The 26,372-nt window shown below is 36.0% G+C and carries 25 protein-coding genes, 1 pseudogene and 1 riboswitch; of the genes and pseudogenes, 18 read left to right on the top strand and 8 right to left on the bottom strand.

Annotated features, from left to right (window positions below; all coding sequences use genetic code 11):
• Nucleotides 1-117, top strand: a pseudogene (locus ACEN3Z_RS07765) (IS30 family transposase); the annotation flags it as partial.
• Nucleotides 118-181: 64 nt separating this feature from the next.
• Here ACEN3Z_RS07765 and ACEN3Z_RS07760 read toward each other — a convergent pair.
• Together ACEN3Z_RS07760 and ACEN3Z_RS07755 are read right to left on the bottom strand one after the other, a co-directional pair.
• Entirely contained in the window at nt 182-940 is a 759-nt protein-coding gene (locus ACEN3Z_RS07760; protein WP_407090403.1) for a hypothetical protein, read from the bottom strand.
• Between the two features lie 326 nt (nt 941-1,266).
• Nucleotides 1,267-1,620, bottom strand: a complete 354-nt coding sequence (locus ACEN3Z_RS07755) for an FAD/NAD(P)-binding protein (RefSeq protein WP_407090401.1) — start codon at nt 1,618-1,620, stop codon at nt 1,267-1,269.
• Nucleotides 1,621-1,839: 219 nt separating this feature from the next.
• Between ACEN3Z_RS07755 and ACEN3Z_RS07750 the strand changes: the two genes are divergently transcribed.
• From ACEN3Z_RS07750 to ACEN3Z_RS07725, 6 genes are all read left to right on the top strand, one after another.
• Entirely contained in the window at nt 1,840-2,907 is a 1,068-nt protein-coding gene (locus ACEN3Z_RS07750) for a DUF871 domain-containing protein (RefSeq protein WP_407090399.1), read from the top strand.
• 4 nt (nt 2,908-2,911) lie between these two features.
• Nucleotides 2,912-3,817 (top strand): N-acetylmuramic acid 6-phosphate etherase, encoded by a 906-nt coding sequence (murQ, locus tag ACEN3Z_RS07745; RefSeq protein ID WP_138403527.1) that lies wholly within the window; start codon nt 2,912-2,914, stop codon nt 3,815-3,817.
• The gene (locus ACEN3Z_RS07740; RefSeq protein ID WP_407090398.1) at nt 3,814-5,313 is read left to right on the top strand and encodes a PTS transporter subunit EIIC; all 1,500 of its coding nucleotides are present in this window, start codon (nt 3,814-3,816) and stop codon (nt 5,311-5,313) included. The genes murQ and ACEN3Z_RS07740 overlap by 4 nt, the downstream gene beginning before the upstream one ends.
• Before the next feature lie 162 nt (nt 5,314-5,475).
• On the top strand, nt 5,476-6,321 hold the full coding sequence (locus tag ACEN3Z_RS07735) for a hypothetical protein (RefSeq protein ID WP_407090396.1): 846 nt from the start codon (nt 5,476-5,478) through the stop codon (nt 6,319-6,321).
• 21 nt (nt 6,322-6,342) lie between these two features.
• Nucleotides 6,343-7,713, top strand: a complete 1,371-nt coding sequence (locus ACEN3Z_RS07730; RefSeq protein ID WP_407090395.1) for a CapA family protein — start codon at nt 6,343-6,345, stop codon at nt 7,711-7,713.
• 94 nt (nt 7,714-7,807) lie between these two features.
• A complete protein-coding gene (locus tag ACEN3Z_RS07725; protein ID WP_407090394.1) occupies nt 7,808-8,935 on the top strand; it encodes a tyramine oxidase subunit B in 1,128 nt (375 codons plus the stop codon).
• A gap of 90 nt (nt 8,936-9,025) precedes the next feature.
• Here the strand turns inward: ACEN3Z_RS07725 and ACEN3Z_RS07720 are convergent, their stop codons facing one another.
• Entirely contained in the window at nt 9,026-10,963 is a 1,938-nt protein-coding gene (locus ACEN3Z_RS07720; protein ID WP_407090393.1) for a glycoside hydrolase family 3 N-terminal domain-containing protein, read from the bottom strand.
• Nucleotides 10,964-11,259: 296 nt separating this feature from the next.
• Between ACEN3Z_RS07720 and ACEN3Z_RS07715 the strand changes: the two genes are divergently transcribed.
• Together ACEN3Z_RS07715 and ACEN3Z_RS07710 are read left to right on the top strand one after the other, a co-directional pair.
• Nucleotides 11,260-11,604 (top strand): hypothetical protein, encoded by a 345-nt coding sequence (locus ACEN3Z_RS07715; protein ID WP_407090392.1) that lies wholly within the window; start codon nt 11,260-11,262, stop codon nt 11,602-11,604.
• Between the two features lie 132 nt (nt 11,605-11,736).
• Nucleotides 11,737-12,906 carry a cation diffusion facilitator family transporter gene (locus ACEN3Z_RS07710; protein WP_407090391.1) on the top strand — a complete coding sequence of 390 codons (1,170 nt, stop codon included), beginning with the start codon at nt 11,737-11,739 and terminating at the stop codon, nt 12,904-12,906.
• Nucleotides 12,907-12,962: 56 nt separating this feature from the next.
• Here the strand turns inward: ACEN3Z_RS07710 and ACEN3Z_RS07705 are convergent, their stop codons facing one another.
• The 3 genes from ACEN3Z_RS07705 to ACEN3Z_RS07695 all read right to left on the bottom strand — a co-directional run bounded on the left by ACEN3Z_RS07705 (nt 12,963) and on the right by ACEN3Z_RS07695 (nt 14,831).
• Nucleotides 12,963-14,135, bottom strand: coding sequence for an iron-containing alcohol dehydrogenase (locus ACEN3Z_RS07705; RefSeq protein ID WP_407090389.1), 1,173 nt, complete (start codon nt 14,133-14,135; stop codon nt 12,963-12,965).
• Nucleotides 14,136-14,340: 205 nt separating this feature from the next.
• Nucleotides 14,341-14,523: a cation:dicarboxylate symporter family transporter gene (locus ACEN3Z_RS07700; protein WP_407090388.1), complete on the bottom strand. Its 183-nt coding sequence runs from the start codon at nt 14,521-14,523 to the stop codon at nt 14,341-14,343.
• The gene (locus ACEN3Z_RS07695) at nt 14,520-14,831 is read right to left on the bottom strand and encodes a cation:dicarboxylate symporter family transporter (protein ID WP_407090387.1); all 312 of its coding nucleotides are present in this window, start codon (nt 14,829-14,831) and stop codon (nt 14,520-14,522) included. The genes ACEN3Z_RS07700 and ACEN3Z_RS07695 overlap by 4 nt, the downstream gene beginning before the upstream one ends.
• Before the next feature lie 350 nt (nt 14,832-15,181).
• Nucleotides 15,182-15,336: riboswitch (Lysine riboswitch) on the top strand.
• Between the two features lie 167 nt (nt 15,337-15,503).
• Here ACEN3Z_RS07695 and ACEN3Z_RS07690 point away from each other — a divergent pair.
• The 3 genes from ACEN3Z_RS07690 to ACEN3Z_RS07680 all read left to right on the top strand — a co-directional run bounded on the left by ACEN3Z_RS07690 (nt 15,504) and on the right by ACEN3Z_RS07680 (nt 18,859).
• Nucleotides 15,504-16,886 carry a YfcC family protein gene (locus ACEN3Z_RS07690; protein WP_407090385.1) on the top strand — a complete coding sequence of 461 codons (1,383 nt, stop codon included), beginning with the start codon at nt 15,504-15,506 and terminating at the stop codon, nt 16,884-16,886.
• Between the two features lie 24 nt (nt 16,887-16,910).
• Nucleotides 16,911-18,086, top strand: a complete 1,176-nt coding sequence (locus ACEN3Z_RS07685; RefSeq protein ID WP_338489276.1) for a M20 family metallopeptidase — start codon at nt 16,911-16,913, stop codon at nt 18,084-18,086.
• Nucleotides 18,087-18,301: 215 nt separating this feature from the next.
• On the top strand, nt 18,302-18,859 hold the full coding sequence (locus ACEN3Z_RS07680) for a hypothetical protein (RefSeq protein WP_407090384.1): 558 nt from the start codon (nt 18,302-18,304) through the stop codon (nt 18,857-18,859).
• Between the two features lie 107 nt (nt 18,860-18,966).
• Here ACEN3Z_RS07680 and ACEN3Z_RS07675 read toward each other — a convergent pair whose 3' ends face one another.
• Nucleotides 18,967-19,836 (bottom strand): helix-turn-helix domain-containing protein, encoded by an 870-nt coding sequence (locus tag ACEN3Z_RS07675; RefSeq protein WP_407090383.1) that lies wholly within the window; start codon nt 19,834-19,836, stop codon nt 18,967-18,969.
• Nucleotides 19,837-20,561: 725 nt separating this feature from the next.
• On the opposite strand from ACEN3Z_RS07675, the gene ACEN3Z_RS07670 reads away from it, so the two are divergent.
• Genes ACEN3Z_RS07670 through ACEN3Z_RS07660 form a run of 3 tightly spaced genes read left to right on the top strand, consistent with a single transcriptional unit; the run spans nt 20,562 to nt 21,826 of the window.
• Nucleotides 20,562-20,894 (top strand): hypothetical protein, encoded by a 333-nt coding sequence (locus ACEN3Z_RS07670; protein ID WP_407090381.1) that lies wholly within the window; start codon nt 20,562-20,564, stop codon nt 20,892-20,894.
• A 14-nt stretch (nt 20,895-20,908) separates the two neighbouring features.
• A complete protein-coding gene (locus ACEN3Z_RS07665) occupies nt 20,909-21,259 on the top strand; it encodes a hypothetical protein (protein WP_407090380.1) in 351 nt (116 codons plus the stop codon).
• 9 nt (nt 21,260-21,268) lie between these two features.
• The gene (locus ACEN3Z_RS07660; RefSeq protein ID WP_407090379.1) at nt 21,269-21,826 is read left to right on the top strand and encodes a hypothetical protein; all 558 of its coding nucleotides are present in this window, start codon (nt 21,269-21,271) and stop codon (nt 21,824-21,826) included.
• Nucleotides 21,827-21,887: 61 nt separating this feature from the next.
• Here ACEN3Z_RS07660 and ACEN3Z_RS07655 read toward each other — a convergent pair whose 3' ends face one another.
• On the bottom strand, nt 21,888-22,949 hold the full coding sequence (locus ACEN3Z_RS07655; protein ID WP_407090378.1) for a histidine kinase: 1,062 nt from the start codon (nt 22,947-22,949) through the stop codon (nt 21,888-21,890).
• A gap of 140 nt (nt 22,950-23,089) precedes the next feature.
• Here ACEN3Z_RS07655 and ACEN3Z_RS07650 point away from each other — a divergent pair, with 140 nt between their 5' ends.
• Genes ACEN3Z_RS07650 through ACEN3Z_RS07640 form a run of 3 tightly spaced genes read left to right on the top strand, consistent with a single transcriptional unit; the run spans nt 23,090 to nt 26,233 of the window.
• On the top strand, nt 23,090-24,040 hold the full coding sequence (locus tag ACEN3Z_RS07650) for an ABC transporter ATP-binding protein (RefSeq protein WP_407090377.1): 951 nt from the start codon (nt 23,090-23,092) through the stop codon (nt 24,038-24,040).
• Nucleotides 24,037-25,104 (top strand): ABC transporter permease, encoded by a 1,068-nt coding sequence (locus tag ACEN3Z_RS07645; protein ID WP_407090376.1) that lies wholly within the window; start codon nt 24,037-24,039, stop codon nt 25,102-25,104. Before ACEN3Z_RS07650 ends, ACEN3Z_RS07645 begins: the two co-directional genes overlap by 4 nt.
• Nucleotides 25,091-26,233, top strand: a complete 1,143-nt coding sequence (locus ACEN3Z_RS07640) for an ABC transporter permease (protein WP_407090375.1) — start codon at nt 25,091-25,093, stop codon at nt 26,231-26,233. The genes ACEN3Z_RS07645 and ACEN3Z_RS07640 overlap by 14 nt, the downstream gene beginning before the upstream one ends.
• The last annotated feature ends 139 nt before the right edge of the window (nt 26,234-26,372 follow it).

The following is a 26,372-nucleotide window of genomic DNA, read 5'->3' as shown; positions in this document are numbered from 1 at the left end:
GTGTCATCGATTGCACACAAACGGAACACGATTCCACGGAAATCCTTACACTACCGAACACCGTTGGAAGTATTTTTGAGTTACTTAGATGAAGCAGTTTTGTCTAGCTTAATTTGACAAATCAAATAAATAAAAAATACGGTTTGAAGTTCTCAATGAATTTCAATCCGTATTTATTTGTTTAATAGTTAGCAATGATATCTTTGATGAGTTGATAGCTAACGGATTGAGCTTTATAATTTGAATTATTTTGAAAAACAGCTGCACTCACTAACATTCCATGGGCATGAAATGTAGGAATTTCGCACCAACTAGGTGAAATCACACATTGCGTTGAGACATTGAGACTCAATCCACCTGGAGTGTCAGGCATAATGTAGCGTTTATTTAATAAGGAATGAATTAATGGATGACCACTTAAATCGCCTTCTAAATGAAGGTTTACACCCATTGCGTTAATAACCCAATCCGCACGTAAAATCTCTTCATTATCCTTATTCTTCATAATGTATTCTCGTGTGTTGTCATCATAAGCAACAGTTTCATCATCTTTGAGAATGGTTAATTGGCCACGGTCATCACCTTCAATAATAGCTTCAGCCGACTTCATCGGAAGTTTTCCTTTAGCTAAGTTAAAGGGTTCTTGATATTTATCTAAGTATGCTTTTCGTTCTGATTCAGGCATATATTGCCATAAGAAATACAATATTCGAGTTGTGGAAACACCAATACGTTCTGTCTTCGCCATAAAATTTGAATGATTTAAAGACTCTCTTAGCCCTGCAGTTCCTGTTTGCAAAGCAATATTACAGAAATCTTCAAACCGAATATTTAAATGATTAAATTCTTTTTGAATAAGTTTATCTAATGCATCGAAATAGAGAATTTTCTCATTTGAATCCATTGTCGCTTTGACGTTATCCAACATAATATGTGTCATTTTTAAACTAATGTAATTTGCTGTTCCAACTGTATTGAAAAAGTTATGACGTGAGTAAGCGTACACGGATTCATTTTCGCGTTCTTGTAATAGATATTTGAGAATGATGATCGCAGTTAGTCTTGTTCCAATGACAACGAAACGGTCATCTTTAAAAAAGTTATGTGTGAGTTCGTTTAGAGGGTAGGGTTACTAATGTAGTTTGGTTTTCCGTTCAAATGGTAAGGGTCTAATACTGGTAGAGAACCAGAACACAGATGGACACGATCATATTGACGTACCTCATTTGACTCAGTGACTAATTCCAACTGTTTTGTTTCACTTAACTATCGCATATCTTCGATGGTTTCATAGTGTACAGTTGCATTCGATAATTCAATTTGCTTCATTGTTCGATCATTTAAATACTCACCAAACAAGGCACGCATCATAAATTCGGGAATATCGCCTTCAATTTTTGCTTCTTCTTTTAGCCTAACTTCATACTCACCTGGTTGTTCGTAATCATAAGTAATATCAGTTGTTCTGGTATTTACTAGTGCTAAATCTGAATCCTCTCTAAAAAGTACCCCGCGCCCAAAGCTAGGCGAGGTATCGTAGCAAACAATAGTAACATCATGATTTTTATCTTTTAATTCTTTTGCATAAGAAGTGAGAACAGCCGATCCGCTAATTCTCATCCCACTAATTGTGATATCCTCCTTATAAAAAAGTTTTAAACTTTGATTCTAAGGTTAATAAAATCATATTCAAGTCCGAGTTAATAAATACCTAAAGTAACTTAATGCAATTGAAATGTAATTTCATTTCATTCTTGATAAAAACAAAATATTTGTATTGAAATTTCATTTCATAAGTTGTATAATTTGTTTAGAAAACGATTACAATGGAGTGAGGATATGTATGGTATTTCAATATATTTAAATGAAGATGTGACAGAAGAAGTTAAACAGTACATAAGACGCATGCATGAGATTGGTTTTAAAGGTATTTTCTCGTCAATTCATATCCCTGAAGATGATTCTGGATTGTATTTAGATCGATTAGGGCAATTAGGTTCGGTAGCAAAAGATTATGAAATGGAATTAGTCGTTGATGTTTCTGGAGACGCCTTAAAGAACTTAGGTATTTATTATAAAGATTTAACTCCATTGATTGAACTAGGTGTGACTGGAATTCGAGTCGACTATGGAGTCAGTCACGAAGAGATTAAACTCATTAGTGAGCAAGTAGATGTTGTATTAAATGCGAGTACAATTAGCGTAGAAGATTTGAATATTTTAAAAGAGTTAGAAGTGGAGTTCACGTCGATTGAGGCTTGGCATAATTATTATCCGCGTCCTGAAACGGGTTTAGATAAATTAGAGTTTATTAATATGAACAAATGGCTGAAAGAGCAAGGGATTACGGTCATGGCTTTTGTACCAGGAGAGGGTGATTTGAGAGGACCTTTATATGAAGGATTACCAACTTTAGAAGACCACCGTTACAAACATTCTTTAGGGAGCGCGCTTGAATTAAGGCAAACAACCTTTGTTGATAAAGTGTATATTGGCGACCCAGGTTTGAGTACTTATAGTCAAATTCAGTGGGAAAAATATTTAAATGAAACAGTCTTATTTTTCGAAGCAGTCGCGACTTCCAACACTATCGAACAACTGAAACATATCGAAGGGCGACACACTCAAAGAATGGACGCGGCTCGCGATGTCATTCGTAGTCAGGAAGCAAGGATGAGACAAGATTTCGTAGTTAAACCGGAACAAATGAGTGAACGAACGGTAGGTTCAATTACGATTGATAACTCTGATTATCTTCGATACGAAGGAGAAGTTCAAATAACAAAAACGAATCTACCAGCGGATGAAAAGGTTAATGTGATTGGTTATATACAATCGGGTGATTATCTTTTACTTGAGGCAATGAGACCTGGACAACCGTTTGAAATTCAATGGAAGAGAGGATAGATAGATGAAATTAGGCAAGCTAACAACTGAGACGAGAAATGAAGCTTCGATGGCATTAGACCAAATGAGCGTTCAAGAAGCTATTGCACTGATGAATCAGGAAGATCGCCGTGTACCCGAAGCGATTGAACAAGTTTTACCACAAATAGAAGCAGCGATTAAATTAATCGTGAAATCTTTTAAACAAGACGGTCGCTTAATATACATGGGAGCAGGAACGAGCGGACGCTTAGGGGTCTTAGATGCAGCGGAATGTGTACCAACCTTTAGTACACCGCCTGAGATGGTCGTTGGTTTAATTGCTGGTGGAGAAAAAGCCATGTTATCAGCAGTCGAAGGTGCAGAAGATTCTGCAGAGTTTGGACGAGATGACTTAAAAGAATTGAAATTAACTAATAAAGATACAGTTGTGGGAATTGCGGCAAGTGGTCGAACGCCTTATGTTAAAGGTGGTTTGGCCTATGCTCAAGAAGTTGGCGCATCTACGGTATCAATTGCTTGTAACAAAGGCGCTGAAATTAGTGAATACAGCCAAGTTGCCATTGAAGTGGATGCAGGCGCAGAAGTATTAACCGGGTCAACTCGGTTAAAAGCAGGAACAGCTCAAAAGTTAATCTTAAATATGTTATCAACAGTATCGATGGTACAAATTGGAAAAGTGTATAAAAATTTAATGGTAGACGTACAACCAACCAATGAAAAGTTAGAAGAACGTTCCAAACGAATTATAATGCAAGCGACAGAATGTGATTATGAAGTAGCAGAAAAAGCTTTTCAAGAAGCAGATAACAACGTTAAAGTGGCCATTGTTATGGTATTAACAAATAATGATCCAAATAGTGCAAAAGACATATTAAGTCATAACAACGGGTTTATCCGAGAAGCTATAAAAGAAGAGGAGGAGCAATGATGAATACAACAAAAGAACAATTAATTGCTAAAGAAATATACAAACATATGGGTGGTAAAGACAACACTACAGACATCTATAATTGTATGACACGTGTCCGGATTGATTTAGTTGATCCAAGTGTCGTCGATGAAGTTGAATTGAAAAAAGTTGACGGTGTCATGGGTGTTGTTCAAGACGGGAATAACTTACAAGTAGTTGTCGGTCCTGGTACAGCTAGTAAAGTAGCAACTGAATTAGCAAGTATGTCAGGCAGTGTTAAAGGTGCGGCTGTCGATGAAAACCTTGACCCAGAATTAACATCTGGACGAGCTAGTACAGAACAAATTACAAAAGAGAATAAAGAAAAATATAAAAAAGGGAATGATAATGCCTTTAAACGTATTACTCGCTCAATAGCTAGTATCTTTGTTCCATTAATTCCAGCTTTCGTTGGTGCCGGTATTATTGGGGGGATTGCATCCATCTTCCAGAACATGATTACCGCTGGTCAACTCGATGCAGCGACTTGGGGACATGCAGTTGACATCTTAAATATTATTAAGAATGGTTTATTCGGCTACTTAAATATTTATGTAGGTATTAACGCTGCTAAAGTATTTGGCGCAACTCAAGGTATGGGTGGAGTTATCGCTGGGATTATTTACCTTACAGGTATGAACCCTGAGAATCCACTCATTAATATCTTTACAGGTGAGCCATTATTAGCTGGTCAAGGTGGGATTATCGGTGTCATCTTTGCCGTATTCATCTTATCTTATGTTGAAAAAGCAGTAAGAAAAGTGATTCCGGATGCATTAGATATTATCTTTACACCAACAATTGCATTACTTGTAGTTGGTTTATTAACAATTTTTGTCATTATGCCCGTTGCCGGGGTCATTTCATCCTCGTTAGTTGGTTCAATAAATTGGGTTCTGGATATTGGTGGAGCCTTCTCAGGCTTTATATTAGGAGCATTCTTCCTACCACTCGTTATGTTTGGTTTACACCAAGTCCTAACGCCTATTCATATTGAAATGATTAGCTCAACTGGTCAGACAAACCTATTACCTATTCTTGCTATGGCAGGTGCAGGACAAGTAGGAGCAGCCATTGCTGTTTGGATGAGAGCACGTCAGAACAAACAATTAACAAATATGATTAAAGGTGCTTTACCTGTTGGTATCTTAGGAATCGGTGAGCCATTAATTTATGCTGTAACATTACCTTTAGGTAGAACATTTATTACAGCCTGTATCGGTGGAGGGATAGGTGGCGCCGTGATTGGATTCTTTGGAAGTGTTGGAGCAACAGCCATCGGACCAAGTGGAGTTGCTTTAATTCCACTAATTGCTAATAACATGTGGTTACAATATGTCATTGGTTTAATTGCAGCTTATATTGGTGGCTTTGTCGTTACATACTTCTTCGGAGTACCAAAATCAGCCATGGAACCTACTGAATTACAAGGATCAGGTTCACAAGCACAAGATCCGTTAGCTGACTTTAACTAATCAGATAACGAGTCATTGACCTTAATGAGATTTAATTCTCATTAAGGTCTTTTTTCGTTTCATATGATTTCACCGGATTAAATTCGTATTGTATTGTTAGTTAGTGTAAACTATTAATTATAAAACACAACAAGAAAAGTAAAAAGATAAGGAGAATACGTCATGAAGAAGCGTTTATTAGTACTTGGATTATTAAATTTACTTGTTGTCCAAACGGTTCATGCAGAAGAAAAAAGCGAAAGTCCATCTGTTTCCCCTGATTTGGCAACACAAATACTCGAAGGCGAATTCAGTGATGAAACAAAAGAAAGTATCTATAACAAAATAAAAGATGTCTTAGACAAAGTAACTGAAGTAATCGATTCAGGTAATAATATTAATGGCATTATCGGTATTGCTGACATCATAGAGTTATTTGGGGATGAGTATACATATGAAGAAGATTCACTCAAATATGATATGTGGGTAGCCGTAGATACCTTTAAACTGACGGTTTCAATGAATGAAAACAATCAAGTGGACTATTTATATGGAAATTTGTATCCGACGTTTGAAAGATTACAAACAACAGATTCAGAATCTGATTTAGAAAAAGTGGAAGAAGTAATCAATCATCCTGATGCTTTACCAAGTTTTTCTGAAGTGGATGAAAATTATAAGGATTATTATTTTGAATTTATTCAAGATGAAATGTCTTATATTACTGGGACGTATAGTATGACTTACGACTGGGCTTCTAAAGATTTAATTCAATTAGAAATTGGGCAAGCTAATTATGGTCGTGCCAACTTAACAGTGACACAAGCTGAGATTGATGAATTAAAGCAAAGGGATAATTTAATTATTCAAGATGTTATCGATGTGGTGGGTAATAACTGGACTTATGTTCAGAAACTTCAAGAGAATAGCCACTCGTTCATCTGGCAAGATCCGTTGGGTAAAGATATCACAGTCATAGTGGCGGAGGATTTAAGCGTTGAAAAAATCTCAACAGGCAACTTAGATTAAAATCGAATAAGGAGAGAATAAATGTCAAAAAAAACAAAAACGTGGTTAGTAATTATTGGAAGCTTACTTATTCTGACAATCGTTGGATTATATATATATACTTTTTCAAATACATCACAAGCAGACTCTACTTCTAATGAAGCGACTCAAATAGCTAGTCAATCTTCTGTTGTTAATGATAGTACTCAAGAAGAGATGATGGAAGAGCCGGTTGAACCGATTGAGCAAGAGTTTTTATTTGAAGACTTACCAATGAAAGAAGGTAAAGAAATATTTCCATCACAAGAAGGGGAGTTAACCTTAAGATCAGTTGGGGATGTGTTAATTCATGACCGTGTCAGTTATTTAGCTGACACTTACTCACCAATCTATCAAGATACTGTGGCGAATATGCTTGAAGAAGGTTTTGAACCTGACCTCTTTGATGAAGATGCAGCCTATGACTTTATGCCGATGTTAGCTCATATTCAACCTTATTTGGAATATGCTGATATTTCGATGGCTAATTTAGAAGTGATTGCTGCTTCACCGCAGCTACCAATGTCAGGGTATCCGCAGTTTAATGCACCGAGTGAGATTATTGCTGCACTGAAGCGAATTGGTATTGATATCGTAAGTAATGCTACAAATCATACCCTAGACTGGTTCAGTGAAGGCGCGCACTATTCACTTCAGAACTTGCAAGAAGAGGATATGATGTATGTAGGTAGTTATGAATCTTGGGAAGATTATAATACAAACCGAATAATAGAAGCAAATGGTATCAGTGTCGGCTTCTTAAATTATTCCTATGGAACCAATGGTATTCCCGTACCTGCTGGAGAAGAATATTTAATTAGTTTAATTGATGTTCCTTTAATGGTTGCTGAAGTGGACGCACTATCCGAACAAGTTGATGCGGTCGTTGTGAGCTTACAGTTAGGAGAGGAATACGCTACATTACCAAATGAAGAGCAATTTTATGTGTTTCAATCATTAAGTGATGCTGGTGCCAAACTTATCTTAGGTGGGCATCCACACGTATTACAACCCGTCGATTGGTATAACGGGGGTGAAACATTTGCTATATATTCTCAAGCTAGTTTTTTAACTGGACAAAGAGATTTAGATAATAAGCAAGGCGGTATTACTGAAGTAACGTTTCAGCGCGATGAGTCCGGTGAAGTGAATGTTGTGAATCCTAAGTTCATGCCTATATTTAACTTGGGGGTTGAAGCAGAGAAGATGTATCAAATTATTCCATTTGCTGATATCGACTTACATCAAATTCCCGATGGCCAACTGTGGTGGGATACGATTGATGAACGTATGCATACTTACGTGGATGATTTTGAGTTTGTAACGCATTTAGAAACGGAAGCAACTGAGGAAACAATAGATACTTTCAGATAGATGGAAAGCTACATTAGCTATTATTTTACATTTCTCTTGAGTTGTTATAATATAACTCTAATATTTTCACTAAATTTATAAGGGGATTTTAATAATGACTCAAGATGGGCGAATTGATTTCTTATATTTAAATGAACAAGATATGATTGATGCGGGCGTTTTAAATATGCAAGAATGTATTAACGTCATGGAAGATGTTTTTGGAATCTTAAGTACAGAAGATTACCGGATGGGTGGTAGAGAGAATAATTCTCACGGAATGGTTGTCTCATTCCCAGATGAACCTGAGCATAAAAGTATGCCGGCCAATGGTCCAGACCGTCGATTTTGTGCGATGCCAGCCTATCTAGGTGGCGAATATCGTATTGCTGGATGTAAGTGGTATGGTTCAAACCTTGATAATAAAGATAAAAACCTACCGCGTTCGATTCTCACAATGAATCTGAATGATGCCGATACAGGTGCACCATTAGCCTTTATGTCAGCTAATTTACTGAGTGCTTGGCGAACTGGGGCAATTCCGGGCGTAGGTGTGCGCTACCTTGCTAAGCCAGATTCAAAAGTGGTCGCAGTCTTAGGTGCGGGTGCGATCGGAAGTTCAACAGCTATCGCATTGCTTTTAGAAGCGAAAAACGCCGAAGTGTTTAAGGTCTATGATGTGGATGAATCTCAATCGCAGATTCTGAAGGAAGATTTAGAAGTAAAATTTCCAAATGTATCGATACAAATTGTACATTCAATTGAAGATGCTGTGAGAGAGACGGATATCTTAAACTTAGCAACTTCTGGAGAAGCGAATCCTAAGATTGAGAGTGAATGGATTAAACCAGGTGCTTTAATTATCGGGTCTTCTTCAGGGAACTTTGATCCAGACTTTGTCATTAATAATGTTCGCTTAGTCGTCGATAATTGGAAGATGTATGAAGAAGTGAAGTACGAAGATGTCTATCCATATAACACCCTTGAGATGGGCGTTTTAGGACGATTATTCCTAGACTGGATTCATGAGGATCGCATGACGAGTGACATTATTATGAACGTAGGTGATATTATTAAAGGTAACGTTCAAGCTCGTGAGAACGACGATGATATTATCATCTTTGCTTTAGGTGGCCAACCTTTGTATGATATTGCTTGGGGTTACCAAGTTTATCAAAATGCCTTAGAAAAAGATATCGGAACAAAACTTAATTTATGGGAAACAGCGTTTCAAGCGAGATAAAGAAAATCATTCTCTGGGTTGCCTGTAAATATGAATAGAAAAATCTCCTAACCACTGTGGGTAGGAGATTTTTTGTATAGTTTCTTCTGATTAATTCCAATTCTCAGATTGATAACCCACGGGGTATGCCACTTCATTAGGCGACAACACGCCGTCCTTGATGACTGGTAAATCAACAGGTAATTGACCTGTAGGTCCTTCTTCAGAAGAAGTGACACCAAAGATGACTTCAACCACAGCAGGAATGTTCGGACCGAATGATGCGACGGGCTCTTGTCCGCCTTCCGTTGGGTCCATACCGTTATATCCGTAAGAAATTAATATCGCATCATTATCAGTAAAGTTTACGGCATCATACGGTTTATTAATACTTACTTGCACCGTTGGAATACCTTGCTCTTTTGCGTAAGTGAATATTTCTTGTGGAATCGCTGTTCTAAAGTTATCAGCAGCAAGAGAGGATTCATCTACCATACTCGTGTATACAACGACATGACTGGCTTGTGAGATTGCCTCTGCAAAGTCAGTGAATTGACTTTCTTCATTATAAGTCAATATTTCATACGTAAAGTCAGACGAGAGTGATTCTTCTAATCGCATCCGCTCTATACTGAACTCAGTTCCAGGAACTTGATTTGTATCAGCTGTAATAAATAATACATGATCATCTGCTTCCGGTTGAATGGGTAAAGCGGCTTGTGTATTTTCAATTAAAGTGACAGCATGATTAGAGATTTCACGTTCATTGGCACGATTCATGGCAGAGCCAACAATCTCTGTTGCATTCGCAACGACATCATCTTCAGACTGACTTAAGAAATCATCCTCAAGTAAACCTAATTCATCCTTAAGCGTTAAAATGCGACGGACTGAATTGTCGATATTATCCATGGGGATTTCTTCACTTTCAACTGCGTCAACAAGACCTTGAATCACCTCATCTAGCAAAGCAAGATCGTCATTGGATCTAATAATGACAGGCATCAATAATATATCTGCGCCAGCTTTTTTAGATAAGATCGAAGTTTCAACCTCACCAAAGTTATTTGCTATAGCTTCCATATTTAAAGCATCTGTGATTACAATGCCTTCATAAGCCATCTCATCACGAACTAGATCTGTTAAGATTGCTGGAGAGAGTGTGGCAGGTAATAAGATATCAGAACCATCCTCGTCCGATACTTTCGTCTCTGATTCTAGTTGTGGGAACTGGATATGTGCTGTCATAATCATATCAGTGTCTGCATCCATCACAGCTTTGAAAGGAAGTAATTCATTATTCATCAATTCATCAAAACTTTTATCAACGACAGGTAAGCCGAAGTGAGAATCGACATCGGTATCTCCATGTCCTGGGAAATGTTTCGCGGCAACAGCGACGTTATGTTCTTTAATCCCTTCGATATAACTCAAGCCATGTTCAGAAACGATCTCAGGATCAGAGGAGAATGAACGTAAACCGATGACTGGGTTTTTGGGGTTGTTATTTATATCAACCGATGGAGCAAAGTTTACATTGATGCCTAAGGCTTCAAGTTCACTCCCAATAATTTCACCAACTAGTTTCGAGTATTCTGGGTCATTTGTTGCTCCTAGAGCCATATTACCCGGTAATTGAGTTCCCGAACCCAAACGGTTCACGATTCCACCTTCTTGGTCAATTCCAATGAGAAGAGGTAAGTGATCACTTTCAACTTGAGAGGCTTGCATTTGATAGACGAGTCGGGCTGTTTGTTCTGTTTCAACCACATTTTCAGCAAATAAAATGACACCACCAAATTGATAGTCGGCTAAGATTTGACGAATATCTTCGTTTAATTCAGTCACGCCTACTTCTTCACCATCGACTTCCCAATTTCTAAAGTCTGGCATGAGCGTTTGAGCGACTTTCTCTTCGAGAGTCATATTTGCGATGATCTCGTCGACGCCATTATTACTATCTCCAGATTCTGCTTGTGCAGAATAGTAGGGCGTTGTGATGTTTAACAATAGCATTCCTGATAGAAATAATCTCGTGAGTTTTTTCATCATATTCTCCTTTATAAGTTAATTTAAAAGTCTTTCTGTAACTTTCACCTCCGCTATATTGTATATATTAAATGATAACATATAAGCGCTTTCCAACCGAGTGATAACCACTATAACAACCGATTATTTATGTGGTATTATTAGATTAGAATCAGGAAAATTCAATTGACTTTTGATAAAAATTTCAAGTTACGAGGGATAAAGATGAAAAAATTGTATTCGTTTCTGTATTATTCGGTTTTGTAGTTATTCCAGCAGATGTTAGTGCCCAGGAAAATTTATTTGGTAGATACGAAGTGACAAATGAGAATTCATTGATTAAAGAAATTCACATCCTCGAAAACCGGCTTCAAATTGTAATTGATAATGAATATTTAATTGAGAGTGAAACAGAAGATAAAACAGTAAAAAAAGTCATGGATTATAAGAATCTTATGGTGAATGAAGATGCTTTATACGGTATTTTTGATTTGGAGGCTCAGTCAGATGAAGATAATTCACAAAATCAACAATATCTAGAGATAAATTTTTTCGATGGCCAATCATTCCCTAGTTTTAGTTTAGATATTGTTAATCCTGAATATTTAATCATTGATAATCAATACGTTCATTTTGAATTAGTGGAATATGGTCATAACTGAATGTTACAGCATTTGTAGAACGAATTCGTTTTATGAATGCTTTTTTATTTTGGTTGGAATTTTATAATTCTTTTAAATGGATATTGAGATTTGATATAATGGATATTAACGTTATGAAAAGTGAGGCGCATTATGTTTAAAGGATTAATTGACCGTTTTTTAAGTAAGCAAGCCAATGGGGAAGCTCGAGCTAAATTAGGTATCTTATCTGGAAGAGTGGGCTTAATCTCTAACTTTGTATTATTTGGAATTAAATTGCTGGCGGGGACAATATCAGGCAGTATTTCGATTATTACGGACGGGATGAATAACTTAGGCGATTCTGCGTCTTCTTTATTAACCTTATTCGGTTTTAGAGCAGCTTCTAAACCAGCTGATAAAGAACATCCTTACGGACATGAACGATCAGAATATATTACGGGCTTATTAATTTCTGTTGTTATCATTTATGTTGGTTTTCAATTTTTCACGTCTTCGATTAAACAAATCATGAATCCAACGCCTCTAAATGCCTCACCACTAGTCTTTATTTTATTAGTTGTGTCAATTCTAGTTAAGATTATACAAGGGAATTTTTACAAGACGGCTGCCAAGGCTATTCATTCCAATACATTACATAGTGCGGCACAAGATAGTATGAATGATGTCTTTGTAACTTTAATCGTACTCGTGTCCGCGACCGTTGAGACGGTGACGGGTTGGCAAATCGATGGTTACGCGGGTGCCTTGTTATCTGTGATCATCGTTTATAGTGGTATTCAGGCAATTAATGACTCGATTAGTGATTTATTAGGGACAAGTCCTTCCAAAGATGAAATCCAAGCAATGAAGACTTTATTGGATGAGTATGATTCAATCGTAGGCTTCCATGATTTACTTGTGCATAATTATGGACCAAACAAAACCTTTGCGACGATTCATATTGAAATCGACGATAGTTGGGATTTAACTTACTCACATCAAGTAATTGATCAAATTGAAGCAGACTTTGAAGAGAAATTAGGGGTAGAATTAGTCTGTCACGTTGACCCAATTGCGAAACATAATGAAGAACATACAGCTATTTACCGTCAAGTTAAAGAAATTCTTAAATCATTTCAATTAGATTTAAAGTTTCATGATTTTAAAGTAGATAGTAAAAATCATCGAAGTCATATCACTTTTGATGTAGTTGTTCCTGATGGCGTGGAGGAAACAAATGAGGAATTATTCTCAATGATCCAAGAGAAGATTCATTCATACATCGGTGCTTATGAATTAGTCATAGAATTTGATCGACTTGATTTGTTAAAAGAAGTTTAAATATGAAGACACTCCTTCGGATACTTTTAGTAAACGAAAGAGTGTCTTTTAAGTTATTATTCGTAACCTTCTGTCATACAGCGATTTAAAATTTCAACAACATCATCTGGGTTTAAAGGAACGTAAGCACGTGATAAGCGTTCGGCAGGTCCTTTGGCCATTTCTTCGAAATGTTCATCCGTTTCAATACCTACTTCTGGAAGAGTCATAGGTAAACCGTTATCGACGAAGAATTGATAAGTCTTTTTAATCGCTTCTTCAGCCATTGCGAACTTATCATCGGTTTCTTCAATATCCCATACTTTGTTTGCATATCTCGCAAAACGGTCCACGGTTTTGTCACTTAAGATATATTTCATCCAACGTGGTGTTAGAATGGCTAATCCGACGGCATGGGTAATATCGTAGTAAGCAGATAAGTAATGTTCAATTGGGTGAGTTGTCCAACCGCCACCTTTACCCATCGATGTTAAGCCGTTTAATGCTACGGTTGACGCCCACATTAAATTCGAACGCGCTTCATAGTTCTCAGGATCTTCTAACGCTATCGGTAAGTATTTAATAGTGGCACGTAAGATGGACTCACTTAAGCTATCAGTAATAAAGGCATTGTCTTCTGCTTGAAAGTAGTTCTCAAACGTATGAGACATAATGTCTGCCGTACCAGCAGCAGTTTGGTTAGCGGGCACAGTATATGTATAAGTTGGATCCAAGATAGAAGCATATGGGTATAGATATTTACTCGCTGTTCCTTGTTTCATTTTTACATCGAAGTTTGTAATAACAGCGTTAAAATTCATCTCAGTCCCTGTTGCTGAAAGTGTCAAAATATCTACTAAAGGTAGCGCATCTGTAATTAAACTGCCATCCATAACTAAGTCCCAGGCATCGCTGTCGTATTTGGCAGCTGCCGCAATAACTTTAGAACAATCGATGGTTGAACCACCGCCTACGGCTAAGATGACATCAATATCATTCTCTTTACAGATTTTTGCACCTTCACGAACCGTTTCAATCCGAGGATTAGGGTCAATGCCACTGAGTTCAAAAATCTCACAACCTTTTAGTAAATCTTGCACCTCGTCATAGATACCATTTCGCTTAATACTCCCGCCACCATAAGTGAGTAAAACTTTGTTTCCGAATTGTTTTATTAAATCAGGTAAATGTTTAATTTTACCTTCACCAAAGTAAACTTTAGTTGGAATATCGCAATTAAATGCTCGCATATAACAAACCTCCATTTGTATGTTGTGTTATTTTTATTGTACAAGACATCGCTTTCAATTAGCAATTAAAAAAACTTACCAAGTAACTACTCGGTATGTTAAATCATTATTAATCAATATCTTCGAAATCGGATTTTGTAGGTGTGTTGAATGGTTCCATATCGAAGTTACCTTCCCATCAATCGACACCCACCGATGTTTTCTTCTAAATTCGTAATTGTATATGTAATGTACCAACACTTGAACGATCCGAGAAACCTAGGACCATTGTAGGAAATGCTTTTCGATAGAATTTAATTGGATTCACTCCAACCAATAAGAGAATAACAACGTAGACGAGTAACATAAATACGACAGCAGAGTAGAGTGCTGAGATAAAGTTAATCATATACTAATAATCTCCATCCCTTGAGATAAAATCGTATTTGCTACAAGCGCTGAAATCCCGTAAGGCATTAATTTAATCACGTTTGTTAATACACTATTAACAGCGACTTGCGCAGATTGTAGAAATTCATCACAGGCTTTAATCGCATCAGGTTTTATATTTCTCATGAAGCGAATAGAGGCCGCAAAGAATGCTCCTATAATTACTACAGATACGATACTACTATTTGTTGTCATCACTGAGAATATATTATTAGGAATTAACTCTAAGAAGAATAGTGGAAATCTCTCAGCAGCAATACCTTCCATAGGCTAGTCCTAAAAATAAAGCAACCATCATCCGCATTGAAAAGGAAGTTTTTCGTTTTGACATATTGCGTATAATACCAATAATGACTAGTAGTAAAATGATCACGCCGATCGTGAACCGATGACTTATTTTTTAAAAAATTGTAAAAAAGGGTTGATTTATCATATTATTCCTCCTTAAATAATTTTAAAATGAAAGAAGCAAGCGATGCTCATGACTCTATAAGTCTATTTTATGAAATAAAATTCAAGTATCAAAGTAATTGATTCTAATTCTTAATCTTTGAAATATTAATTTGACAAAGGCAGAGATTTGCGTTACTCTATCTCAAGTAAATTAAATAAGAGAACAATACAGTATTGAGGCCGCTTGTAATATCAGTAATCAGAAATGATGAAAGGATTGCTAGCCGAAATGTCAAATTGATGTTGGGGATAGATTGAATAAGTCTATCACTGTCTTGTAGGGTTGCCCAAACTCTACGTAGGTGAGCGTGCTGTGTTGTGGGCAAAAGAACCTGTCAAATTCTGGCTGTGAGCTTTTGCTCGCAGCTTTTTTATATACATTTTTTAAAAGTGCAATGTAGTAATTCGCTCACCCTGCTGTAAAGTGTTCAAAATAAATGGAGGAACAAAGTGAAAAATATATTCAAGGCATTAGGAAGAGTCCGGATGCCACATACATATGTATTATTGTTTAGTTTTATTATTATTGCTGCCATCCTTTCTTGGATTGTCCCAGCAGGGGAATTTGAGCGAGTAATGGTTGGAGAACGTGAAATTATTAATCCAGATTCATTCGCACATGTTGCAAGTAATCCTCAAGGTATCTTTGAAGTGTTGAAGAGTATTCCAAGAGGTTTCGCTCGAACACAAGATATCTCTTACTTCTTATTTGTCACAGGTGGGTCATTTTTAATTATTAATAAAACCGGAATGATCGAATCGGCTTTAAGTCGAATTGTTAGTTCATTAAAAGGTAAAGAAGCTTTAGTCATTCCTGTTGTGGTACTAATTATGGGATTAGCAGGTTCAACGATTGGCTTGAGTGAAGAGACAATTGTCTTTATTGCTTTAGGTGTGTCATTAGCGCGAGCGATTGGTTATGACTCACTTATCGGGGTCGGAATGATTGGGCTTGGAGCAGGAGTTGGGTTTACATCTGGCTTCATGAATCCATTCTCAGTTGGGGTAGCACAATCGATCGCGGAATTACCCTTATTCTCAGGTATTGAATTGAGATTAGTCCTGTTTACCGTATTATGGATTGTAACGTCTTTATATTTAATTATTTATGGTAAACGTGTCAAAGCTGATTTAACAAATAGTATCGTTTATGATGAGGAAATGAAAGCAAGAAATCATGCGGACTTTCAAGATTTAAACACAACTGAAAACATCGAATTCACAACTAAACAGAAGATTATTGCAGCTGTTTTTGTTGGTGGCTTTGTTGTTATAGCATACGGTGTTATGAGCTTAGGCTGGTTTATAACTGAGATAGGTGCTGTATTCTTAGGTATGGGCTTAATTAGTGGTCTAATCTATGGAATGAGACCAGGAGATTTAGCAGATAACTTCATTGAAGGTGCTAAAGATATGATGTATGCAGCGTTAATTGTTGGATTAGCACAAAGTTTAGTGATTATTATGGAAGACGCGATGATCTTAGATACATTGATTAATGGTTTAACGGGTGCAATTTCAAACTTACCGTCTGTCTTATCAGCGGCTGGTATGTACGTCGTTCAAATTATTATTAACTTCTTTATTAGTTCAGGTAGTGGACAAGCGGCTGTTACAATGCCAATTATGGTACCTTTAGCAGATGCTTTAGATGTCACACGCCAAACTGCAGTATTAAGTTACCAATTAGGGAACGGCTTCCTAGATTCAATTATGCCGATGTCAGGAATCTTAATGGCTCAATTAGCAATTGCAGATATTCCTTACAAAAAATGGGTTAAATTCGCCATGCCTTTAATGGGTATTTGGTTAGCGATTGGTCTAGTCTTTATTATCTTTGCACAATTAGTCGGCTACGGACCATTTTAGAAATTTCGAAAGGGGAAATATTATATGTCAAAAGAACAATTACACGAAATCGTTTCAGAAATGCGCGAGGAATTACAAGGTTTAAGTGATTATATTTATGAAAATCCTGAACTAGGATTAAACGAATATAAATCATCACAAGCCCATGTTGATTTATTAAGAAAACATGGCTTTGACGTTGAGTATCCATACTTAGGATTCGATACGGCGTTTAAAGCAACCTTTGATTCAGGTAAAGAGGGGCCAACAGTTGCCTATTTATCAGAATATGATGCACTTCCAGGCATTGGTCACGGCTGTGGTCACAACATGCTTGGGACTGTAGATACGGGTGCAGGAATTGCCTTATCTAAAGTCGTTGGTGAAACAGGTGGGCGCGTCGTAGTTCTAGGAACGCCGGCTGAAGAAACTGATGGTGTTAAAGTTGATATGGCTAATGCTGATACGTTTGACGATGTGGATGTCGCTTTATGTACACATCCCTCTGATCAAAACTTAATGAGTAATGTATCGCTTGCGATGGAAGCTTTAGAATTTGAATTCTTTGGAAAAACAGCTCACGCGGCTGGTGCTCCTTGGGAAGGAATTAACGCTTTAGATGCTGCCATTAATATGTTCAATATGGTGAACGCGGGTCGTCAACAATTACGTCCAGATGCACGTGTTCATGGAATTATCGCTGAAGGCGGTGTCGCAGCCAATATTATTCCGGAATACACTCGTGTTCAATTCTATGTTCGTTCTCTAGATATTAATTACTTACAAGAAGTGAAAGATATGGTTATCCGAAGCGCTGAAGCAGCATCAAGTGCAGCAGGTACGACAATGAAATATAACTATTTTGAAAAGTCATACTATAATATGATCACGAACCAAAAATTAAGTGATACATATAACGCTAACGCAGCAGATTTAGGAATCGAAATGATCGATGCGGGTGAAGACTTATCAGGTTCCATCGATATGGGAAATGTCAGCCAAGTTGTCCCATCTATCCATTCATACTACGAAATTACAGATGGTGTACCAACTGCGGGTCATACCGTTGAATTCCGTGAAGCAACTCGTACTGAATTTGGTTACAAAGCGATGATGCGCACGGTTGAGATTCTAGCTAGAACAGGTTTTGATGTGATTACAAAACCAGAACTATTGGCAGAGATTAAAGAAGAGTTTAGCAAGATTGAAAAAGTAAACTAATTTAATATTTTTGAGTTTTGGTATCAGCGAGATTATTCTTGCTGATACTTTTTTTTGTGGATAAATATTAATAAAATCTGAAAAAAATATAATATATAGTGTATAATTAACATAACAATATTAACCATTTTTATTGTTTGCGATAGGCATCTGTTAAGTTACTTGATACGAAGGTTTAGTTTTTTATACTAATTATAGAGGAGCTGTATATTCTAATGAAAAAAATAGTTAAGTACGTCTTGCTAGTTGTGTCACTATTATTAATCAGTCAAACACCCGTCTCTGCCAACGATAATCAAAGTTATGTCAGTGATAATGAAGAAAGTCCGATCAGTCATATTGTCTTTAAGCCAGACAATGTTCAAATAACAGTAAATAATGAAGCAGCTGAGGCAAGGGAAATTATACTATTATTATCTAAGCATACAGATGAAGCCTTGCTTGCTCAAGTGGATCCAAATGCCGAGTCTGATGATTTACAAGTTTTACAAGATGAATTAGGAATTAGCTTTTACGCGATTGAAGATCAACTCGATTTAGAAAATAATCCGACTGTTTTTAATGTGATTGAACAAATTCAACATGCGTCATCCGGAATATATTCATCGATTGACCCTATGGGGAATGTCGTATTCACTATTTCTAACCCTGAGATTGTCGAGTCTGATGAGACGATTCGTGTAAAACTGTTTAATGAAGATCTCATTGAGTTCACTCGTAAAGAAGATAGTACATTGGAATATAATTCCTATGACTTTGTGTTAGTGGAGTAGTTAAAGTTTCAAACGGATTTGATATTTAATATTGAATAATTAATTTAAAGAAAAAGCAATTCGATAGCTGTACCTACAATGCTAGTGTACTCCATCGAATTGCTTTTTTATTCATCTGCAATTTCTTGAAGTAATTGGTCCACTTCTTCTTGCTTATGATTGGCATTCTCATATTCTTCAAAGTGAACAAGAATGCTAATGACTTTATCACAATGATTTTTACCGTTTTCAATATCACCTTTTTTAATATAATATAAACCTTTAAGATAATTTAGTTGATTTTTTTCATAGAAACTTTTTTCACCTATTAGAAAGGTTTCGGTCTCGGAGATTAAGTCATCAATATCTTCCAATTCGTTTCGTTTCAACAGATAATCAATCATATTAAGTAATACTTTCGAAAATTCTCCATTTAGCCTTAATTTAGAACCGTACTTTTTAATCTTATTAATGACCATAGTATTAAAATAATTCATGTGCTCAATATCCAAGAAAAACATACTATTTGCAAATAACGCTACTTCATAATGTCCCCAATCATAGACATCTTTTAAGTAATCCATAATAATATTGGTGTCATCGCGATTAAATCCATTATGATTGATTAACTGGAAACGTTGAGAGGCAATAATGGCATTGTGTAAGTGACGAAAGTTTGAATTTTCACTATATAATTCCTTTTCTTGTTCCACTAGTTTTTTTAAAAGTACTTTATTGCTCGAATAGTAAGCTTTTGAATATTGATTTAGAAAGTTACTTTGCAGTGGTGGGTCTGATGTAAGCACATGCACGATAAATTCACTATATTTAACATTCAATCGATCAAGAATCATTAGAAAATTATCGAGCTTAATATCATATTTATTATTTTCAAATTGCGATAAAAATTGAGGAGTGACAATACCCTCGGCGAGTTCTTTTTGCGTCATTTTTTTATTTTCGCGAATACTCTTGATTATTTTACCGTACGAAACCATTTTTGACCTCCTATAAGAATACTGGAATAATTTGCGATTAAATAATATATACTTTAAAGACAACCCAAAATCTATAAAATTATTTTATTATAAGTATATAGGGGGTGAGTTTATAAAGCAAATAATAATAATTATATGTTGTGTCATTTCACTAGACAGGAATGTTGAATTAATTGTTGAGTTAAGACCAGTTGACGAGGAAATAGTCAAAATTGAATTAATTTAAAATATTCAAATCAATTAATTTATCTTGAGTAAATATAAATGCCTTTTTACTCCCGATCGAGAAAGTATAAATATGGACAGAAAGTAAAGTAATAATTGATAGTTCTTTTTTGAACATAGATATGAGAAAAAATATATATGATTTATTTGAGATAAATATTTTAAATACAATAATTAACGAAATCATCTTTGTAGAATATATCTTATAAAGTGTAATAGATTATGAAAATGTTGTTAAAAAGATACAGAAGATCGGAAACAATCAAAAGTATTTTGATATATACTTTGAAGTCTATTTATATTTTTAATGATAATAAGTTCATATTTGAACCACACGATGATAGAGTATGGAATCTTAGTTATGAATCACTGAGTGTCTTAAACATTCAAAGTAGTCGAATTATGAATTAGGTAAGAGATAATATATTTAACAATACAAGTGGAAAATATGTCATTTTGAATTATTTTCTCTAATAAAAAGAATTAGGAGAGTGTGAATTATGAAAAAGTGTAAAGTTTTTTTAACAGGACTTTTAATTGTTACTTTTGCATTACCAACATCTGTTGCAAGAGCTATTGAAAGTAATACTGAAATAGATATAACTACTAGTTCGTTTGAACCACTTGATGTAAGAAGAATGTGGATTGAAATGCATCCTGTTTCTGGTAATGGGCCAGCAGTATATTATTATCATAATGGATATTGGCATGGCTACTTACAAAAAGTTGGATTTACTCCTCGACCTAACTCATTCTCATACTATAGTGGCTATTTATATCCGGTTGGTTCATCAATACCTATGCCATCGAAAACCCCTATTGAAGTAAAATAGAAAGGATAATCATAATGAAAAAAATAGTTATAATTATTTTATTATTTGTTACCTTTGGAAGTACAACTCCTTTAACTGTTGAAGCATCATTTTCGGACAGTTTTGATATAGAAAATAGATTATTATCTCATACTGTCAAAAAGACAGTTACAGTATTTGTTGGATATGGCTCATTTCCTCCTAGCTATTCATCAACTTATTCATATAATGACGGATTATATAAAGGTACGTTATATGAATCTTATTCTGAGAGAAGATATGGAGGAGGAGTTGGAAGTAATATGTATGCGTGGTATGTGACTTATACTGGGTATGTGACATCTAATTCAGGTAATCCAATAAATAAACTAATTATAGAGGAGTAGAATATTCTAATGAAAAAAATAGTTAAGTACGTCATGCTAGTTGTGTCACTATTATTAATCAGTCAAACACCCGTCTCTGCCAACGATAATCAAAGTTATGTCAGTGATAATGAAGAAAGTCCGATCAGTCATATTTTCTTTACGCCAGACAATGTTCAAATAACAGTAAATAATGAAGCAGCTGAGGCAAGGGAAATTATACTGTTATTATCTAAGCATACAGATGAAGCCTTGCTTGCTCAAGTGGATCCAAATACCGAGTCTGATGATTTACAAGCCTTACAAGACGAGTTAGGAGTTAGTTTTAACGCGATTGAAGATCAACTTGATTTAGAAAATAATCCGACTGTTTTTAATGTGATTGAACAAATTCAACATGCGTCATCAGGAATTTATTCATCCATTGACCCTATGGGAAATGTCGTATTCACTATTTCCAACCCAGAGATTGTCGAGTCTGATGAGACGATTCGTGTAAAACTGTTTAATGAAGACCTCATTGAGTTCAACCGTGCAGAAGATAATACGATTGAATATAACTCCTATGACTTTGTGATAGAGGAATAGGTATATGAAAGTTAATAAAAAAATCTGACAGAGTTCTTTTTGAGGAATCTATCAGATTTTTTTATTTAGGCAAGTTCATCTGAACAATATACCCATTTTGATAGTAGAAGAGGATGGGGGCATTGTATTTATTAGCGAACTGGCGAATAATTGTCTTGCCCATGCCTTCAGAATGATCTTGATTCTCATCGTAATCCGTACCATTATCTTTAATCAGCAATTTATTATGCTCTGGAAATTCTTGGAGGATGATATTCATTTGCGTGCTATTAGAATGCTTAATACTATTAATGATCGCTTCACGAATAATCGACAAGATATCTTTCTTCTGATTATATTTAAATTCAGTTTCAGTATGCAGATCAAAATTAATCATCAGCGGTGCGAATTTCTCACGCATATTGTCAATACTGACTTCAAAGTCTAGACTTTCATGGTGGATATGGTGAATGGTATGGCGAATGTCATCCATTCCGTGCCGTAAATTAATTTGCAATTGATTGAGTTGCCTTTCAATTTTATCATTATCATTCGCAATGATGATTGCTTCAATTTGAATAATACTTCGGGCGAGCGAGTGACCGATCGCATCATGTAGTTCATTCGAAATCCGATTACGCTCTGACAAGATGCTAATATCGACGTCTTTTTGGTTAGATTGAATTAAATCCTTCATTTGATTTTTCATCCGTAATTGCTCTTCTGTTAACGTATCTCTCACTTCATTTAACGAGGCTTGTTGCTGAATGATTTGTTGACTTTGATCAGCGATATATACCCCTAAAATTCCGATCAATAACATATAATAACTCCCTGGATTAATAATAAAAGCCACCAGGAGTACTAATAAACTGTAAAAGCCAATATCAAAAGTTAGTAAGTAGACAAGCGGTAATAACAAAATATATGATGGAGCAACGAGGACACTTAAGAGACTAGTGACTATATTTAACATCATTCGAAATCGTTTATTAACAATGATTCCACTTAATGCGATGAAGCAAATGGATAGTAGCGATTCTAAAACAATCGCTATAATATCATCTTGAGTCATCATTAATCGCAAACTGAGTGTAATAAATAGCATCCATAAAGCTTCTATAATAAAAGTTTTGCTTCTCATCGCTGCCTCCTTTGTTGGTTATTTCTTTCATTCTACCAAACTCATGACAAATGTCATATCAAAATTAGCGCAATGACACTACTGCATGAAAGCATTTACCTTTATACTTAAGTTAACAAATCAAGTAAGGAGTGAAAAGAATGACAGATAATATTGCAGTAGAAGTAAAACAACTTGTAAAACGCTATGGCAAATTAGTAGCCTTAGATCATTTTAATTTATTGGTATATAAAGGAGAAATCCTTGGCTTACTTGGTCCAAATGGGTGTGGTAAGACGACTTTAATTAATTCAATCCTCGGCTTACTCACTTATGATAAAGGTGAGATTGATGTATTTGGAGAAGAATTAAAACCTGACACCTATAAAATTAAGCAAAGAATCGGTGTAGTGCCTCAGGACGTTGCTTTGTTCGAAGAATTAACTGTATTTGAGAATATTGATTTCTTCTGTGGTTTATATATTGAAGATAAAGCTGAGCGCCGACGTTTAGTTAATGAAGCAATTAAGTTTGTTGAATTAGATAAATACAGCAAATTTATACCAAAGAAATTAAGTGGGGGATTAAAACGCCGTTTAAATATCGCCTGTGGGATCGCTCACCAACCCGATTTGATTTTTATGGACGAGCCAACCGTTGCGGTTGATGCTCAAAGTCGGAATTTTATCTTAGAGGGAATTAAACGTTTGAACGAAAACGGTGCAACTATCGTGTATACGACGCACTATTTGGACGAAGCAGAGCAAATTAGTGACCGCGTTGTAATCATGGACTCAGGGCAAAACATCGCTGATGGGACTTTAGAACAATTACAACAAAAAGTGAATCAAGGTGAGATTATTAATATCGAATTGTTTGATATTAGTCCAGAACAAATCGAAGAAATGAGAGAATTACCAAATCTCAATACGATTGAGAAGACAGGTAAGAACAAATGGCGACTCGTCTTTGACGAAGGGAATAATCATGTCGTTAAATTAGTAAAATTCATTGAAGAACATGAACTGTCTTATACTCAATTATATAGTCAAATGCCAGATTTAAATTCAATCTTCTTAGAACTGACTGGGAAGGAGCTGCGTGACCAATGAGAGCAGCACTCACGCAACTAAAGTATTATTTTCTGAGATTTGTTCGAACACCAGATATTTTATTTTATACTTTTGGATTGCCGCTAATTCTTGCTTCTCTTTATTTCTTCGCATCATCAGACTTAATTGAAGGTGATATTGAAGCTGTTCCGATTGGAGTGACAACCGAATCCACTCCCTTTTATAGTTACGGTGTAATTTTATCTGACATAGAAGTTCTCGATGTGACGACGATGAGTGAAGAAGAGGGAAGAGAACTGTTGGAAGCAGAAGAGATAGAAGTCTATGTAAAGCAAGATGGAAACTTATTAATGAATGAAAGCAATGTAAATACTTCCATCGTCAAAAGTATCATGGATCAAGTGAAACAAACCACAGCTATGGGATTAGATGCATTGAATATGGATTACACAACGGAGTTTGTCAAAATGGAATCGACACCCGGTTCCTATATCGTGATTATGTTCTTCGGTTTAATCGCCATGGTAAGTTTATACGGGGGATTTTATGGGGTGCAAATTTCGACTGAAATTCTAGCCCCCTTAAGTTCACTCGCTTCCCGGTTGAGCAGCACACCGTTAAAACGCTATCGCTATATTGGGTTAAATGCTTTAAATGCGGTTCTTGTAAACTTTGCTGCGAACATCATCTTAATTATTTATATTCAATATGTGCTCGGAATTCAAGTCGTGAATCATTTCGGTTATAGTTTGCTACTTATATTCCTTGGAAATATCTTCGGGATTATGTTGGGAATTGTTGCCGGACTCATTCCAAAGTTGAAGATCGATGGGAAAACTCAAATTGTTGTCGCATCAACGCTAATTTTAACCTTTATTGCAGGGGGAATGGTACCGGGTGTGAAGCAATTTATAAACAACACGATTCCATGGTTTAACACAGTCAATCCTGTAAACATTATTACTGAGAATTTCTATCGTATTAATTTACTGAATGATACGAGGATTCTTTCACAAGGAATCTTGATTATGGCCGTATATATCATACTAATGTTTGCATTTTCAGTCTATTACTTAAGGGGGAAACGTTATGACCATCTATAATATGATCATCCGCATCTTCTCAAAGTATTGGAAAGAACTGCTAATTTACTTTCTAATTTTCCTTGGTTTCGTATTTGTAGCCATAGGGCAACCAGAAGGCGATGAAAATCAAACATTCTCAAGTGTGACCTTAGATATTGCAGTAGTCAACCAAAGTGACGATCCATTGGGTGAACATTTAGTGGATTACTTGAGTGAATCGCATGACGTAGAAACGCTATCCGATGTCACTATAGTAGATGTTGAAAATGAAGTTTTTTCTGGAACATATCAGGGGATGTTATATATTCCTGAGAATTTTGAAGAATTGGTTTTAAATGGGCAACCAGACCAGGTTGAGTTACTACTGAATGAACGTGATATGAGTAGTGCACAGCTGAATACGGAGGTCGACAAATACTTACGATTGGCCAATGCTCGGGTCGCATCTGGAGTCAGCGATATTTCAGAGTTAACAGATCAACTCGATTCTACGCTGAATGAAACAGCCGAAGTTGAAATGGTTGGTGGACTTGATAATCAAAACATTCTCTTGGCTTATACAACCGGGATTGCATTAGTGGGTTACTTTGTCCTCCAAATTATACTTGGAACAGTTGGTATGGCTATGTCAGAAATTAAATCTGATAAAATTCAAGACCGCATTAATTTGAGTGGAATTTCAAATCTAAAATATAATACCCAAGTTGTCTTAGGACAAATAACGTATGGTGGGTTAATTCTACTCGTTACTATCTCAGTTCTTTGGTTCTACATACCGAGTTCTATTCCGATTGATTACGTTCGAGTCATTATTTCACTTACCTTGTTCATTCTAACAGCCTTATCGATGGCATTTTTAATGACATCAATCACGAACAATCGCAATATTATTAATGGACTCACAACCGTCATTAGTTTGGGACTCGCATTCTTGTCAGGCTTATTCATCCCTTATGAAATTATGGGAACGGCCATCCAACGAATTGCTCATTTCTCTCCTTTGTTTTACTTTAGACAAAGTGTCATGAAAGACATCAATTCGTATTCAGATTTATTAACCGAGTGGGGCTTACTATTAGCCTTCGCCGTCGTCTTCACCTTATTAGGTGTCGCCATTTCACAACAAAAGCGTGCAGGTAAGGGATAATTTTTAAGTCCTTGAGGAAACTCTTGGACTTTTTTCATGTGCGCCCGGCATGGGCGATAACTTGGTGGTGAAAGTCCACTACAGACTTGGCAGTAGGAACTGTTAGCTAAAGGCAAGGGTGTCCACCGTGAGGTGGAAT

It is taken from the genome of Ruoffia sp. FAM 26254 (genome assembly GCF_045528545.1).
Classification (GTDB): domain Bacteria; phylum Bacillota; class Bacilli; order Lactobacillales; family Aerococcaceae; genus Ruoffia; species Ruoffia halotolerans.
This window is presented reverse-complemented; position numbering and strand designations above follow the sequence as displayed.